Here is a 16248-nt window from a genome sequence, read left to right on the forward strand (position 1 = left end):
AATTAAACAACCTGGCACCGATAGAGTATCGGTACCAGGCCGTAGCGTAGTTCTAACCTTTTTTCTTTTTTACTGTCTACTTGACAGGGCGCAGTTCACCTCATCATAGAGGGTGCTTTCTTTTAGTACAAGAAATTGATACGTTATAGATAAGACACATTCTGAGAAAGGGTAACCTATGGATATTGCAATATTTATTCTCATTATTTTATTCGCTTCCATCCTGCAGACGAGCACCGGGTTCGGTTTTTCAATTATGGCTACCCCTTTTCTCCTGCTGCTATTTAATCCAGTTGAAGCAATCCAGATTAACTTAGTTTTATCTATCGTCATATCATTTGCCATGATCAGAACTATACATAAAGATATTGACTATCAATTACTAAAGCGGTTTTCCCTTGGCAGCGTAATCGGACTGCCTATTGGCATATTGATCCTGCTTTTTGTGGATGTGGATACTCTTAAAATAGGTATCGGGTTGCTCATACTCGGTCTTACTTTATTATTAATCATTCGTTTTCGCGTCAATAGAACATCAAAAAGAGATATCACAGCCGGCAGTATATCAGGAGCACTCACAAGCAGCATTGGAATGCCGGGACCGCCACTTTTGCTCTATCTGTCCGGCACTGATACTGATAAAGCCAGGCTTAGAAGCACAACACTCGCTTTTTATCTTTTGATCTATACCGTTAGTCTGGTACTGCAAATCTCCACGATTGGCACATCAATCAGCACATGGACGCTTAGTCTGTATGGACTGCCACTTGTGTTTGCAGGGCTGTATATCGGTCAAAAATTGTATCATAAAATCAACCAGCAGCAATTTCGCCTGATTACTTATATCATTTTGATTCTGACAGGCCTTTACCTATTATTTGGATCTGCTTAACGAATCCGCGGATTAGCTGTTTTAAGCGGGAACTATCATTAAGTCGCCGCGCCGCCGCCCGCACCCTGATTCCTTTTTTCAATCGCATTCACACCCATAATCACTGCAATCAGTTCATCTGCTTCAAATATGTCTGTGTGATTCGTCAGCTCATAGGCAGATGATTGAAAAAAGCCACTTACTTTGCGGAACGCGGCAACCTCTTCCTTCGCGCTGTTAAAAACCGAATACTCTTTTGAAAATGCCGGAGACTCAATATCAAACTCCTGTCCTTTCTTATAGTAGCGGTATTTTTTTGTGAAGAATGACATTGCATATTTAACAAAACCAAGGTCTTCTTCTCCTCTTTTAATGCTCCATTTGTTCGAGAAGAAACTAAAGCCGGCTTCAATCACTGTTTCTCCATAGATATCTTCAATATTAATCCCGGAAGTAAAGGCACTCTTATGATCAATCGCACCGATTTTATCCTTATTTCCATTAAAAATGTCTGTCTTACCCGCCGAAAAGAATTGGTCTGAAAAGTACATTCTGTTTTCCATTTCCCATCACTCCTTACTCATTTATACGATCATAAATGGGAAACGTTTCAAAAAGCCTCTAGCATCAGCTGAAGGCTTATAATAAGTATACTAATTCATTTCGTTATACAGCTTCATTGGATTTTCCACGTCTGCATCAAGCTCCATTTTCTTCATCTGAAGCACACGATCCTCACGCGGCTTCTGCAAATCCGCATAAATATCACCTGACTTGCCAAGCCCTGCTTCAGCTGCTTCTTCAAGGGAAGCGCAGTAATAGATGTCACTGAGTCCGGCAAATGCCATCGTGGTGAGACACATCGGACAAGGCTCACCGCTTGCATACATTGTGTACCCTGACAGATCATGAGATGCTATGTCTTTTTGAAGACGCCTGATCGCAAGCATCTCAGCATGCCCGCTTACATCATAATGCAGATGAAGCTCATTCACCCCTTCCGCTACGATCTCATCTCCCTTTGTAATTACTGCTCCAAAAGGCTGTCCGCCTTCACGCACATTATCAGCTGCTAATTCGACTGCTCTTTTCATAAATGCATCCACATTATCTACCTCCTGTTATCTGATTCATGATCAGTATAGAACAATACCACCCGCTTTCAGAATAAAACGCTTTCAAAAATGTGCAATGTCATAATTGTGTCACTTGCTCTGAAGAAGCATGGCTTGGTACACTTAACAGAACGTTTTAGAAGGAAGGTGTCACGCATGCTATTACAAGCCTTGATTATTTTTATTGCACAGCTGATTTTTGTTCCCGTACTGACCCTTCGTACAATCATGATGGTGAAAGGAATGAAAGGTAAAGCTTCTGCTCTTGGTACGCTTGAAGGCTTTATTTATGTCATTGCTCTCGGCCTCGTTTTTAGTGATCTATCAAACTATCTGAACATGGTTGCCTATGCACTTGGTTTTGGTCTTGGTGTCTACCTTGGCCAGATTCTTGAGCAGCGCCTCGCCATTGGTTTTGTTTCTATAGAAGTAAATATCATGAAGAAAAATGAAGAATTGATTCAGAATCTCCGTAACGAGGGATTCAGTGTATCAACTTCTGAAGTGGAAGGGATGAACGAAGCGCGCCGCTACAGACTCGACTGTACTGCCCGCCGTGACCGCGAACGTGAATTTATTAATATCGTCAGCACACACGAGCCGAACGCGTTTATCGTCTCTTATGAACCGCGTAACTTTAAAGGCGGATATATTACAAAAGCAATGAAGCGGAACCGCAAGCGCGGTCTGCAGAAAAAAGAAGCATTAAAAGATTCTTAAACCGGCTTTGGGCGTTTGCCCGGCCGGTTTTCTATTGCTTAAAGCTTCCGTTCAAACATCACCATATCAAGCGCACGGATTCCATGTTCATAGATTGGCGGCTCATAATCTGCAAAAAAATCTTTCTTAATAGACCCCATACGAAAGCCCGCTTTTTGATAAAATGCAAGGTTTTCAATACTTGAGTTTGCAGTGCCGACAATCATACTTTTATATCCCTGGTCACGATAGAGAACAACCGCTTTTTCTATGACAGCTCTACCTGTCCCTTTCCCTCTCCGGTTTTCTGCGAGCGCGATATTCTTTAATTCTATCTGATCTTCACTAACCGGCGTCATCAAAACCACACCTGATATGTCTTCTTCAATATAGATCAGGTAAAAATCTCCGCTTTCTATGTAGGTAAGTACCGCTTCTTTACTGTCGTCCGCTAAAAGCAGCCAGTCGATATAGTCATTACGCTTTTCAACTGGCACACGCTCTAACCTCATACCTGTTACCCCCTGAAAATAAATAAACCCCCTGATCCTAAGACCAGGGGGTTCCTCAAAATTTGCGGCGCCGGACCACGCTCCACAACGTGATAACATCCGAACGTCTTATGCAAACGAGCTCATCGCAACGTTTACTTTACGTGATCTGCGGAAAACTGTCAATCTATTTTTCCATCTTCGCGCAGCACTTCCTCAAACAAATCGACGACCGTTGCGTCATACAGAATCCCTTTGTTCTCTTTAATCTCTTCCAAAGCACTTTCCGCCGTCCAAGCTTTACGGTAAACCCTGTCTTCCGTCAGCGCATCAAAAGTATCGCTCACCGCAATAATTTTCGCTTCAATCAGGATCTCATCACCCTTCAAGCCATCAGGATAACCCGAGCCATCGAGACGTTCATGATGCTGATGAATAATCGGTGCAAGGTCTTTGTAATAGGTTTGTGCAACCATCTCAGCGCCGTCGGCCGGATGCTGCTTAATGATTTCATATTCTTCTTCAGTCAGCTTACCGGGTTTGTTGAGGATTTCTTCAGGTACATTGATTTTTCCAATATCGTGAAGGAAAGCTGCGTGCGTTAATTTATTCAAATGCGAAGTATTCATTTTCATTTTTCTGGCAATACCAACCGAATATTCAGCTACACGTTGACTATGTTTGGCAGTATAACGATCTTTTCCCTCAACCTTCTTCGCTACATTTTTTAACGATGCGAGTTTTTCACTAATGTGATGAAATGATTCTTCGTTAGAAAACACCAATAATTTTACATCTTCCAATGTTTTAAAGTGCACAGGTTCATCCAAACCTTGCGAACATATATAATCACCAGGATTGAGGTCAATTTTTTCATCATGATAATCTTCGCATCTGATCTTACCTGATAAAACATAATAAAACTCTAAAACATTTGTATGGCTTCCCGGGTAAATATAAAACATTCTATTTTTCTTAATTTCCTGATGCATAATTTCCATATTTGAAGCATTAACTAGTAAATTTATCTTGGTAAATTCATAATCAGCCTTGTCAAGAGACTGACCAGCCTTTTTAATATTAAATCCCCTCATTTCATTGCCTGACCTCCTTCTTTTCAAAATAAAACGAGCTCCGGAGAACTCGTTTTATGTCCTTTAAAGAATCAAACTTACTTTGGGCCAATACCGACAACCTGAATCGGATCAATCCACTCTCTCGTGTCACCAAAGCGTACATGCACCCAGCTGCACTCCGCCAATAATCCGTTTGCTGCAGCCTCTTGAATTCCCTGTTCCGTCAGTTCAAGTGCAATGTCATAGACTTCCTGAATCACTGCATCGCGCTCAGCTTCATAGTCAGAAGTTAATGCAAAATAGTAAGCAATGTTTTCAAAAGATTGCTGTGCTTCTGCAGCCTTTTCGAGGAGAACAGCCTGTCCATTACCTCCTGCTTTACCCGCATTCGCTGTGAAATGTTCAGCATCTTCTTTTAATTGGTCTGCCTTTACCATCAACGCTGCTTCTTCTGATTTAATGTCTTCTTCTTTATCAGAAAGTGCCGCATTCAGCGCCTCATCAGTCTGTCCTGAGGGCTCAAGTGCTATCAGAATCTCCGTCTTTTCCTGCTTCAGCTTCAGTACCTCTGCAGCTTCTTCTATCTCATTGATCTTTTTAAAATAAGTATCTCTTAATGCATCAGTGGCAGTTACGCCATTTTCAATTTCATCATAAATCTCATCGTTCTTTTGTTCTACCTTTTCTACTGCCTCAGTCAGAGAAGCGTCTCCTGAAGCAAAAGCGGGTGTTGCCAAACTTAACAGCAAAATGAATGAAAACATTGTGGTTGTCAGCCTTTTCATTACGTGATCTCTCCTGTCCTATTATTCGCAAAGCACCTACTCTAATCTTTTTTCGAAATAATATCTTCCCCGATATTATTTCTTATTTATCCCCCTTTCATTATACATGTGCTTTATTCAGAACGCTATTATTTTTAAAATATTCCGAACTTTTTTGTATGTTTATACAACTCATATACATAAAAATGAAAAAACTTCCTTTTTTACAAGGAAGTTTATTGTCGAATACTTATTATAATTCAGAAGCATATTTTTTTAACTTTATACTCATTTCTTCGATTTCATCAATGAATGAAGAGATTTCTTCAGTTGCAGAAGCCTGTTCGCGGCCAATACTTACCACGTTTTCAACCATAGACTGGATTTCCTGAATGGAGCCCTGCATTTTTTTCAAAGTAGAGCTGACCTGTTCAGTTGAAGTTAATGTGTCATTCGACAGTTTACGGATTTCTTTTGCCACAATATTAAAACCGCGGCCGTGTTCTCCGGCTCTTGCTGCTTCAATAGATGCGTTCAAGCCGAGAATATTGGTCTGACTTGCGATTTTTTTAATCATATTGATCACTTCATCAGTATTTTTCATCGCATCAGTGGCTGATGTTGTCTGTTCGAGCAGCGAAGAAGTATGGGACGCAAGACCTTCGGAACCATTATGAATAGAAGTAATACGTTCATTTGCATGATTGATCGAATTAAAGATCTGATCAGAAATCTCCTGAAGCGCTTTTTCATTCTGCTCCTGGATCTGGATTGCAATCGCCCCGGTGACGTGTCCATTTTCTATGATAGGTGCTGCAAGTCCTGTGAATGAAACACCAAAGAACTCTTCCGGCACTTCCTGCTTAATATCTTTTTGTTCCCGGATGCATACAGCAAGCGGTTCTTCGGGATCAATAGCACGTCCAGCTCTCGCACCAATATCAATTTTACTTCCCGGATAATACGTCAGCCACTTCTCAGTATCCACTATACCGATGCCGATATCCGGGAGCATCGCATGAATCGTTGGTACGACCTGTAAAAACGCTTCCAATTTGTCTGTTGTTTGTTCAGTACGATTAATAGTTTGCATATGATGTACCCCTTTTTAACGATCTCTTTATTTCTACCCCATACTTTAGAATTATAAACTAAAGACCTATTCTTTGCAGTAGTGATATGTTGCTGAATGTTTACCCCATATTTAAAAGGGAAAATTCATAGAAAATATTGTTAAAAGGAGTTTTCAACTGATGAATATACCTGAATGGACCATGCATGATGGACATAAAATTCCCGCTACAGGGCTTGGTACTTATACGTTAAAAGGAGAACAGGGCGTTGAGTCCATTACGGCCGCGATTAAAAACGGCTACCGTCTGCTTGACTCTGCGATCCGATATGATAATGAAGGTACGCTTGGCGAAGCTGTTAAGAGAGCCGGCATTGCAAGGGATGATCTGTTCCTGACCTCAAAGCTCCGGGCACAATATTATGATTACGACCGTGCACTCGAAATGATTCAGGAATCACTTTACCGGGCGAATCTCGGCTACTGGGATCTTTTTCTGCTGCACTGGCCGAACCCCAAACAGGATCAGTACGTTGAAGCGTGGAAAGCCTTAATCACGGCTCAGGAAAAAGGCTTGATCAGATCAATCGGTGTATGTAATTTCATGCCCGAACACCTCGAACGCCTTGAAAAAGAAACTGGTGTCAAACCGGTTATTAACCAGATTGAAATGCATCCTTACTTCTCACAGGAAGAGCAGCGAGTTTATAATGAAAAACATGAGATCATCACGCAGGCATGGAGTCCGCTTGAAAGAGCCGGCAGTGTCTTAAATGATGAAACACTTCAAAGCATTGCGAACCATCATAACAAATCCGTCGGACAGGTGATTCTCAGATGGATCTTCCAACTGAACACAATTTCACTGCCAAGATCCTCAAATGCGCACAGACAGCGCGAAAACCTGGAACTGTTCGACTTCGAATTATCGGATGAGGAAATCGGAAAAATCAATGGGCTGACTCGTGAAGACGGAAGAATCGCAGATCAGGACCCTCGTGAATATGAAGAATTTTAATTGGAGTCAGGTCAGCCGTTTATACAGCTGACCTGACTTTTTTAATTGAAAATTTTTCTATTTAAGGTTAGATATCCGGCTGAAAAGGGTATGGTATAGGTGGCAGTAAAACTACATATTAAAGGAGTGGAGAAAATGAATCAGGAGCAATTTGACAAGGTCAGGAACGGAAAAGGTTTTATCGCAGCACTCGACCAGAGCGGCGGCAGTACACCGAAAGCGCTGAAAGCTTACGGCGTCGAAGAAAGTGCTTACTCAAATGAAGATGAAATGTTCGACATGGTCCACGAAATGCGTACGAGAATCATCACTTCTCCTGCTTTTACATCTGAAAAAATACTCGGTGCGATCCTGTTTGAACAGACGATGGATCGTGATATCGAAGGAAAACATACTGGTGACTATCTTTGGGAAGAAAAAGGTGTTGTACCGTTTTTAAAAGTGGATAAAGGACTTGCTGATGAAAAAGACGGCGTCCAGCTGATGAAACCGATCAATGACCTGGATGAAACATTGCGCCGTGCAAACGAAAGACATATCTTCGGAACAAAAATGCGATCAGTCATTAATGAACCGAACGAAGGCGGCATCAAACAGGTAATCGAGCAGCAATTTGAAATCGGCAAGCAGATCATTGCTGCAGGACTCGTTCCGATTATTGAACCGGAAGTGAATATCCACAGCGAAAATAAAGAACAGTGTGAAGCAATCATGAAGGATGAAATCTTACATCAGCTGAATAATCTTTCTGATGACCAGCATGTGATGCTGAAGCTGTCTATCCCGACAAAAGCGAACTTCTTTAAAGAGCTTGTTGACCATCCCCGCGTTGTACGTGTAGTAGCACTTTCAGGGGGCTACTCACGTGATGAGGCGAATGAAAAGCTGAAGGAAAACGACGGTCTGATCGCAAGCTTCTCACGCGCACTGGCGTCTGATCTTCGTCATGGTCAGACTCAGGAACAATTCGATGCAGGACTGAAGGATGCGATTGACACGATTTATGATGCATCTGTGAATAAGAAGTAATATTACAGGACTGTCTGGAGCTGAGTGCAGCTTCAGGCAGTTTTTTGTTTTGAGCGGTTGATGACGTATAGGTCTTTTTGCATGATTCTAAGAAGCAAAGACATTTTTCTAAGAACCACCACGTCTATTCTGCGAACCCCCAACCTCGCTCCGAACATACAAAAACGCCACAGCACAATCAAGGCCACGGCGTTTCAATTCAATTATACAGGTGTTGTCTCTGCTTTAATCGGATCCTCAGCCAGCGCGGCCCCTGTGTTAACAAGGCCGAGCGCATCTGAAGTCGTTTTGTTAATTTCCTGAATGAGATCAGGATCATCAAGCAGATTTTTACCATATGAAGGAATCATTTCTTTAATTTTCGGCTCCCAGCCCTTCATTTCCTCAGGGAAGCAGCGGTTCAGCACATCAAGCATGACAGAAACAGATGTCGATGCTCCAGGTGAAGCACCAAGCAGTGCAGCAATCGAACCGTTCGCACCGCTGATCACCTCAGTACCGAACTGAAGTGTGCCTTTTCCACCCTGTTTTGTATCCTTAATGACCTGTACACGCTGTCCTGCCACAACAAGCTCCCAGTCTTCACTGTTTGCATTCGGCACAAATTCACGCAGTGCCTCCATGCGCTGTTCTTTAGACTGCAGCACCTGTTCGATCAGATATTTTGTCAGCGGCATATTCTTCATACCCGCTGCCATCATTGTCGTCAGGTTGTCCTTTTTCACTGAAGTAATCAGATCCATATTCGAACCTGTTTTCAGGAATTTCGGCGAAAAGCCAGCGAACGGACCGAAAAATAGTGATTCTTTTCCGTCAATCAGGCGCGTATCAAGATGTGGCACAGACATTGGCGGCGCGCCAACCGTTGCCTTTCCGTACACTTTCGCATAATGCTTTTCAACGATTTCAGGTTTTTTACACACCATAAAGAGTCCGCTGACAGGGAAACCGCCGACGTTTTTACTTTCAGGAATGCCTGACTTCTGAAGTAAATGAAGGCTTCCGCCACCCGCCCCGATAAAGACAAACTTTGCCTGATGATATTCAAGACGATCATTTTCGAGGTCACGGATCTTCAGCTCCCAGCCGCCATCTTCCGTCCGTTGCATATCATCCACCTGGTGCTTGTAATTAACAGATACACCCTCTTCAGCTAAATGGTCAAACAGCTTACGCGTCAGCGCACCGAAGTTCACATCTGTACCTGCATCAATTTTCGTCGCAGCAATTGGCTCTTTCACCTGACGATCTTCCATAATGAGCGGAATCCATTCTTTTAGCTTCTCAGGATCATCTGAATATTCCATCCCTGAAAATAACGGATTATCTGAAAGCGCTTTAAATCTATTTTTTAAGAAGTTCACGTCTTTCTCGCCATGCACAAGACTCATATGAGGAAGCGCCATAATGAATTCCTTAGGATTTTTGATCAGGCCGCTGTTTACTAAGTGTGCCCAAAACTGCTTTGACACCTGGAACTCTTCATTCACTTTATTCGCCTTCGTTACATCAATCGTCCCATCAGGCATTTCATTCGTATAATTCAGCTCACATAAAGATGAATGACCCGTTCCTGCATTATTCCATTCATTCGAGCTCTCCTCACCTGCACTACCAAGGCGTTCAAAAGCTTTAATATTCCAATCCGGAGCCAGCTCCTTCAGTAAAGAGCCCAAAGTTGCACTCATAATACCGGCGCCAATTAAGATAACGTCTGATTTAATATGTTTGTTACTCATTTTTACCGTCCTTTTGTATATTAAGATTTTATTTAAAAGCGAAGTTGCCCTGTTAAATAAAGCTTCATTCAGGACACGTATCATTTTTCGAACTATTTCTACATATTAATATTGTATCATTACAGGGGGGTGTTTTAAATGTTTATTTGGTTGATGGCAGGGTTCCCATGCTGCACACCATGTTTACGCTCAATCAACCTTCCTTTAACCTGCCAAGCACCTCAGAAACCCCGATCGCAATCGCTGCATTCAGCATAACTAAAACAGACGTAATGAATACGATACCTTCATAGTCTCCAACAAAATTCATAACGAAAAAAAATAAAGCCTCCCGCGAAAACGAGGAGACCAAATATCATCAGAAATCTTTCCATCCGGACCACCTCTTTTACTATACTGAACGTCTGCTATTCCAGCCTGTTTGCAGCACTCCGCTGTCGCTCTATCTCTTTTCTTAATTTTTCACGCTGACCTCTTAATTCACGTGTAATCACGAGCTCATCTTTTACATCAGATGTTTTCAGCTTAAGGTACTGATCAATTGCTTTCTCAAACCCTCTGCTGACTTCATCAATCGCTTCGATCAACGTTGGATGTGTAATCGGAATCTGATCCTGCCCGGAAGCCTTGTTTACCTTTTGCATTAAAATCGTCTCAGCATATAACAGATTGGCATATGTCTCAATCGAATCCTTATTCACTGCCATCTTTTTTATTTCTGCTGCCATCTCAATCGTACGCACGATCATCCCCGTCATCGCATCGGGACTCATCTTCTTTCTGATAATCTTCCTGACTTTTGTTTCACCGACGCCATTCCTTAAAGATCGCTCAAACGTCTGCAGCTCTTTCACAAACGTTGCCCGGAAACGCTGCTCATTCATATTCTTCTTCATATTTTCGAACATGGATATATTCCTCCCTGACTGAAGTGCAGGATTTTAGGCTATTATACCAAAAAGTGGGGACGAAGGTTAAAGTGTCATCTCATGACACTTTAACCTCCGTCCCCACAGTGCACAGCCATCACCTCAAAGGACAATTTCCGCAATAAGGCTGTTCCTGTCCTTCTTTAATCTGATACAACCTGCAGCACGTCTCACGGACAGGGATGATGTCCCAGCTTTCGGGGCGCTGCAGATATTTGGTGAATGGATTTTTTTCGACGCCTGTCCACTGCGCGTCCGGGTCTGTCATTTCGTTAAATAGTGCTTCAAGCTGCGCTGCCTTGTAGGTGCCCGCTTTTTTCCTGAAGACAGCCTGCAGTCGTACCGCGATGTTTTCCCAGAGTATTTTCTGAGGGATTTTACAGGTCTTCGAAAACTGCTGCACCATTGGCGTCAGGTGTTCTGCAAAGACAACCGTTTTCCAGTCGCGCTTCATTTCATGAGAGCAGTCACCTTTAAGTAAGACAAAGTGGTCAAAATGAAACTCTGCTTCTTCAAGCCAGTTTTCCTTTCCTTTATGAAGACCGTAGTATTCAAGCGAAGCTGCAGCTGTCATCACTGCATACCTTTTCATAACGAGTGAAGCTGCAGTGGATTCAAGCTTAATATCACTGACACTCGCATAGCGGCCGACGACTTCTGCAATGACCTCGGGATCTTCCAGCTGCTTAATAGGAATACCAGTTCTGCCTTCTTTTTTCTCAAATCGATATTGTTGTAAGTCCATGATTTATCTCCTTTTAAAAGCGGTATAGTCATCACGTTACTGATTTCGGTATCGAAACAACAGGTACAGGAAGAACGGTGCACCAATCGCCGCCGTGAACACGCCTGCAGGGATATCGAGGGGCAGGAACACGGTTCGCGCGACAAGGTCTGCAATGAGCACGAGAAACGCTCCAATTAAAGCGGTCAATACGGCGAGCCCCGGGAATGATCGGTGCACAAGGCGCCTTGCAATATGAGGGGCCATCAGTCCGACAAATTCAATTCCACCGGCATAAGCAGCAGCCGTCCCGGCAAGCATGACGCTGCACATTAAAAAGATAAACTGCTGCAGCTGCACGCGGATCCCTACACTGACAGAGAAGTCCTGTCCCAGCTCAGTTACATTCAACCCTCTGCCGAATACAATCAGAAACGGAATCGGAATGAGCAGCCACCATATCATGGAGGTTACTTCACTCCAGGACGCTGCATAAATGCTTCCTGTCAGCCAGATATAAGACTTTGTGGTCGTTGCCGTTTCACTCATCACCAGCATAAATGTAACGCACGCTTTCATAATCGCTGAGAGTCCTACCCCGATTAAGACTAGTCTGATCGGGGTAACACCTTTATTCCAGGAGATAAGGTAGATCAGCAAAGCTGCGAAAAGGCCGCCTCCAATTGCTGCGAGCGGCAGGTACTGCATGCTGATAACGCCTGCACCAAATGAAATAAATGTGACAGCCCCAAGAGATGCACCACTTGTAATCCCAATAATATCAGGCGATGCGAGCGGATTTCTGACAAGACTCTGAAGAATCAGCCCTGCCACTCCAAGTGCTGAGCCGACTAAAATAGCCATCATCGCACGCGGAAGGCGCAGCGTTTCTACAACAAACGCATGCTCATCAATTTGTCCGGTGACCTGCATGAACACTTCGGTGAGCGGAATCCAGTTACTGCCTGAAGACAGACTTAATAAAAAAACTGCTGTTACAGCTAACAGCCAGATACCTGTCACCATCAGCCAACGCGCTGAAAACTGAAGGGAAATACGATCATTAAAGAATCGGAATGTCCACTGCTTCATCGTTTCGACACTCCTTTTTTAGCAAGGTAAATAAAGAAAGGTCCGCCTATAAATGCGGTCATGACGCCAATTGGCACTTCCTGCGGCGCGATGACGACACGTGCAATAATATCTGCAGCGAGTAAAACAGCTGCACCTAAAAGGCCGCTGTAAGGTAAAATCCATCTGTAATCATTACCCACCAGACTTTTTGCCATGTGGGGAACGATCAGGCCGATAAAACCGACTGATCCAACGACTGCAACAGAGCCGCCTGCAAGTACAATGACAAGCATACCCATGACGAGCTTTGTCAGCCAGACCTTTTGCCCGAGCCCTTTTGCTACATCATCCCCTGATGAAAACACACCCATTGGACGCGCCATAAAAAGGCTGATAACAAGTGCGCCGAGGAGAAATGGCAGTACTGACAGCAGCATATCCAGATCACGCCCTGCAACTGACCCTGAAATCCAGAACAGCACAGTCTGAATCGATTGTTCATCAAGAACCAGCATTCCCTGGGTAAATGAGACAAATAATGCCGATAATGCTACCCCTGCAAGAATAACTTTAATGGGTGTAAGTCCGTCACGCCCAAGGCTTCCAAGAAAGAACACCGTTCCCCCGGCAATCGCTGCACCGAGGAAGGCAAACCACATGTAACCTGACAGTGAAGACACTTCAAGCCAGGTAATCGCAAATACAATAAAGAAAATCGCACCTGCATTAATGCCCAGCAGATCAGGTGCTGCAAGCGGATTTCGCGTCAGCGCCTGCACAAAAACCCCTGCAAGTGCAAGGTTCATGCCAACAACGAGTGAAATCAGGCCTCTTGATAATCGCGAGGTGCCAATAATGAGGTGATTTGTATTATTCGGATCATAGCTGATCATCGCTTCCCAGGTTTCTGACAAAGGAATTGACGTCTGTCCCACTGCGAGACTCGTCAAAAATAGAAAGATGACAGTAGCGATTAAGCTGATCAATCCAATTAGTTTTAACATCGGGGAACGTAACATCATAACGCCTCTTCTTTCATGAGAAAAAGGGGACGCAATTCGCCTCCCCCATACTCAATTCTTATTGCTCAAGCTCAAAATACTCGTACATATCATCAAGCATCAGGTTTGCAGCCTGCAATCCGCCAGCCATATTCCATGCAACTTCATCTACAGTAAATACATTTTCATTTTGAACCGCTTCCAGGTTCTGATAAAGCGGGTGAGACGTCCACTCTTCAAAGTTTTTCTGAACATCAGGCGTATCCTCCATGAACTGGAAGAACACATCTGCATTCATCTGAGGAATAGCTTCTTTATCATTCAGCATCACAATTTCTTCATTCTGCCCCTGAAGTTCAATCGGCTCTTCAAATCCTGCTTCCTGAAGAATTGAACCGGCAAAACCAGTAACATAGATACGTGCGTGATCTGCACGGTAGTTCAATACAGCAGCACTCATCGGCCAGTTTTCATTAGATGAGATCTTTTCCTGGAAGTCACCAATACGGCTATCCCAGTCAGCTAAAAGTGTTTCGACTTTTTCTTCTTCTCCAAGTGCCTGACCAATCAGGTTTGTTGTTTCTTTAAAATCATAGATTGTTTCATTCACAATCGTTGGTGCTATTTCAGAAAGCTGTTCATAAATCTCTTCATGACGGATCTGTGAAGCGAAAATCACATCTGGATCCAGTGCAGCGATTTCCTCAAGGTTAGGCTGCGTTTCCTGCCCAACATAAGTAACGTCCTGGAGGTCTTCTTTTATGTAATCATACATTGGTACCTGTACCCATGACTCAACTACGCCAACAGGTGTCACACTAAACGCTAAGACAGTATCAGTTGCTCCCTGATAAAGTGAAACGACACGTTCAGGCTTTTCTTCAAGCGTCGCAGTGCCCATTGCGTGTTCTATTTCAATTGCGCTGCTTTCCTCAGCAGATTCAGTTTCCTCTGCAGCGTTAGAGCCGCTATCTGATTCAGTCGCATCTGTTGACTCTTCCTCACTACCGCCACAAGCTGCAAGCACAAGAGCTGATAACAGACATGCAACAATCAATAACAATAACTTTTTATTCATATTTCTAATCTCCTTTAGTGATAATGATTTTCATTTGCAATAAGATTGTAATACAATTGAAAACCATTATCAATACTTAATTGAGAATTAATTTCATTTATATTTAATTTGATGACTTGAACGAAGACGGTTCACACGAAAAAAAGCAGTCCGCAGACTGCTTTTCACCTTTTTCCATGATACAATTTACCAATTGGTCTGATGAATAATGGAATGATACTCATTACCGCAAGAAAGATAAAACCTGTAGCTAGCGTGTAATTGATAGCGATATAACCAAAACCCGTTCCAATTCCTATCAACACTGCATGAAACACCAGTGACTGGAAGGATTCCAGGGTAGCTCTGATCCGGCCGTCTGCTTTTTCATGGAGAGCACCTAAGATAAGCGGTTCAGTCATTCCAGCTGCCAGTAAAAAAATAATAATGGCTGCCGCTCCACTCCAATTCACCTGAAAAGCAGAAAAGATCAGTGCAGCTGCACCAGAAAGGATCACAATCTTCAATAAGCATTCACGGCCAAATTTCTTTCTTAATGTGTGGGCCAATAACGCGCCCGGAATCTGAACGATCAGTATGATGCCGTAAAACACCCCAAAAAAGGATAGTCCAACACCTGCATCGGTCAGATAGAGTTGCCAGAACTCCTCAACAAATCCCGCTGCAAGCCCTACTGTAATACCCAGAAGCAATAAGTAAACCAGAGCAGGCTGCCTGACAAAAAACCGGGCTGCTTCAGTCATTTGGCGTGACATTGAACCTGCAGCTTCACTATTCTTCTGCTTAATCTCTTTTAAAAAGAATGTCAGCAAGAAAGCAATCATTGTACTGATAAGTGACAACCAGTAATTGACCTCCAATGGAACATACATGCCCAAAAAGCTTCCTGACATAGCCGCAATAAATAATGAAATCATTCTCACTGCCTGCAGTCTGCCGAGGTACCAGTCAAACTTTTTTTCTTTATGAATCGCAGCCAGGGAATCATAAAGTAAAGCATGTTCAGCACCGCTTAAAAAGGCTGCTCCTGCTGCTGCAAATCCAATTGCAAGTCCGAACTGCCAGAAAGAATCTGCGATTAGCAGCACTGCAAACATCATGCCTTCAAGAAAAACTCCTGCCACAATCAATGGTTTCCTGCCAATCCGGTCAGCCAGAACGCCAGACGGAACTTCCATTGATAACATTACAATACCGAAAATAATCTCTGTTAAAACAACGTCCAGTACAGACATTCCGCGCATTTCCCAAAATAACCGTTCAATGACATACGCAGGTATCAGTGAAAAGAAAAAACCAATGAAATAGATAAATCTGATATTCCGTTTTGCACTCATCGTTTATCCGCCCCTCTCCTGTATTGATAAGAGAGGTTCTCCGGCGGTTCACGTGCTATGTTTTAACTGGGTGGACGGGGATATGTGTTCACAAGCAACTCCTCCTTTATGTGGTGGTTATCATTTATTATAACACCTTTGACTGAATGTTCAGATTATTGTATAGCCTTTTATTTTAAAATTTAGCTATGTTAAAGAACAATGTTGTTTTAGCACAGCTGTTGATTGCAG

The 16248-nt window shown here is 43.1% G+C and carries 17 protein-coding genes; 4 read left to right on the top strand and 13 right to left on the bottom strand.

Annotated features, from left to right (window positions below; genetic code table 11):
• Positions 1-178 precede the first annotated feature (178 nt).
• Positions 179-892 carry a sulfite exporter TauE/SafE family protein gene (locus KP77_RS16435; protein WP_041123850.1) on the top strand — a complete coding sequence of 238 codons (714 nt, stop codon included), beginning with the start codon at positions 179-181 and terminating at the stop codon, positions 890-892.
• A gap of 38 nt (positions 893-930) precedes the next feature.
• On the opposite strand, the gene KP77_RS16440 is transcribed toward KP77_RS16435, so the two are convergent.
• Together KP77_RS16440 and KP77_RS16445 are read right to left on the bottom strand one after the other, a co-directional pair.
• Positions 931-1434, bottom strand: coding sequence for a hypothetical protein (locus tag KP77_RS16440; protein ID WP_052474381.1), 504 nt, complete (start codon positions 1432-1434; stop codon positions 931-933).
• Between the two features lie 90 nt (positions 1435-1524).
• Positions 1525-1977, bottom strand: coding sequence for a nucleoside deaminase (locus KP77_RS16445; protein ID WP_052474382.1), 453 nt, complete (start codon positions 1975-1977; stop codon positions 1525-1527).
• Between the two features lie 165 nt (positions 1978-2142).
• Here KP77_RS16445 and KP77_RS16450 point away from each other — a divergent pair, with 165 nt between their 5' ends.
• Entirely contained in the window at positions 2143-2706 is a 564-nt protein-coding gene (locus tag KP77_RS16450; RefSeq protein ID WP_041123851.1) for a DUF2179 domain-containing protein, read from the top strand.
• A gap of 38 nt (positions 2707-2744) precedes the next feature.
• Here the strand turns inward: KP77_RS16450 and KP77_RS16455 are convergent, their stop codons facing one another.
• The 4 genes from KP77_RS16455 to KP77_RS16470 all read right to left on the bottom strand — a co-directional run bounded on the left by KP77_RS16455 (position 2745) and on the right by KP77_RS16470 (position 6109).
• Positions 2745-3197: a GNAT family N-acetyltransferase gene (locus KP77_RS16455; RefSeq protein WP_041123852.1), complete on the bottom strand. Its 453-nt coding sequence runs from the start codon at positions 3195-3197 to the stop codon at positions 2745-2747.
• A 161-nt stretch (positions 3198-3358) separates the two neighbouring features.
• Complete coding sequence (locus tag KP77_RS16460; protein ID WP_041123853.1) at positions 3359-4270, bottom strand: HD domain-containing phosphohydrolase; 912 nt, start codon at positions 4268-4270, stop codon at positions 3359-3361.
• A gap of 77 nt (positions 4271-4347) precedes the next feature.
• Positions 4348-5037 (bottom strand): hypothetical protein, encoded by a 690-nt coding sequence (locus KP77_RS16465; RefSeq protein ID WP_041123854.1) that lies wholly within the window; start codon positions 5035-5037, stop codon positions 4348-4350.
• Between the two features lie 232 nt (positions 5038-5269).
• Complete coding sequence (locus KP77_RS16470) at positions 5270-6109, bottom strand: methyl-accepting chemotaxis protein (protein WP_052474383.1); 840 nt, start codon at positions 6107-6109, stop codon at positions 5270-5272.
• A gap of 160 nt (positions 6110-6269) precedes the next feature.
• On the opposite strand from KP77_RS16470, the gene KP77_RS16475 reads away from it, so the two are divergent.
• Both KP77_RS16475 and KP77_RS16480 read left to right on the top strand, forming a co-directional pair.
• Positions 6270-7106: an aldo/keto reductase gene (locus tag KP77_RS16475; RefSeq protein ID WP_041123855.1), complete on the top strand. Its 837-nt coding sequence runs from the start codon at positions 6270-6272 to the stop codon at positions 7104-7106.
• A gap of 135 nt (positions 7107-7241) precedes the next feature.
• Positions 7242-8135 (top strand): fructose bisphosphate aldolase, encoded by an 894-nt coding sequence (locus KP77_RS16480; protein WP_041123856.1) that lies wholly within the window; start codon positions 7242-7244, stop codon positions 8133-8135.
• A 203-nt stretch (positions 8136-8338) separates the two neighbouring features.
• Here the strand turns inward: KP77_RS16480 and KP77_RS16485 are convergent, their stop codons facing one another.
• The 7 genes from KP77_RS16485 to KP77_RS17910 all read right to left on the bottom strand — a co-directional run bounded on the left by KP77_RS16485 (position 8339) and on the right by KP77_RS17910 (position 16017).
• Complete coding sequence (locus KP77_RS16485) at positions 8339-9874, bottom strand: malate:quinone oxidoreductase (RefSeq protein WP_052474384.1); 1536 nt, start codon at positions 9872-9874, stop codon at positions 8339-8341.
• 407 nt (positions 9875-10281) lie between these two features.
• Positions 10282-10782: a hypothetical protein gene (locus KP77_RS16495; protein WP_041123857.1), complete on the bottom strand. Its 501-nt coding sequence runs from the start codon at positions 10780-10782 to the stop codon at positions 10282-10284.
• A 118-nt stretch (positions 10783-10900) separates the two neighbouring features.
• Positions 10901-11548 (bottom strand): IucA/IucC family C-terminal-domain containing protein, encoded by a 648-nt coding sequence (locus tag KP77_RS16500; protein ID WP_041123858.1) that lies wholly within the window; start codon positions 11546-11548, stop codon positions 10901-10903.
• Between the two features lie 36 nt (positions 11549-11584).
• Positions 11585-12619 (bottom strand): FecCD family ABC transporter permease, encoded by a 1035-nt coding sequence (locus KP77_RS16505; RefSeq protein WP_041123859.1) that lies wholly within the window; start codon positions 12617-12619, stop codon positions 11585-11587.
• Positions 12616-13623, bottom strand: coding sequence for a FecCD family ABC transporter permease (locus KP77_RS16510; RefSeq protein WP_041123860.1), 1008 nt, complete (start codon positions 13621-13623; stop codon positions 12616-12618). The genes KP77_RS16505 and KP77_RS16510 overlap by 4 nt, the downstream gene beginning before the upstream one ends.
• Positions 13624-13681: 58 nt before the next feature.
• Positions 13682-14680 carry an ABC transporter substrate-binding protein gene (locus tag KP77_RS16515; protein ID WP_041123861.1) on the bottom strand — a complete coding sequence of 333 codons (999 nt, stop codon included), beginning with the start codon at positions 14678-14680 and terminating at the stop codon, positions 13682-13684.
• Between the two features lie 164 nt (positions 14681-14844).
• Positions 14845-16017: an MFS transporter gene (locus KP77_RS17910; RefSeq protein ID WP_084218760.1), complete on the bottom strand. Its 1173-nt coding sequence runs from the start codon at positions 16015-16017 to the stop codon at positions 14845-14847.
• Between the last annotated feature and the right edge of the window lie 231 nt (positions 16018-16248).

It is taken from the genome of Jeotgalibacillus alimentarius, from assembly GCF_000829445.1.
In the GTDB taxonomy this organism is placed as follows: domain Bacteria; phylum Bacillota; class Bacilli; order Bacillales; family Jeotgalibacillaceae; genus Jeotgalibacillus; species Jeotgalibacillus alimentarius.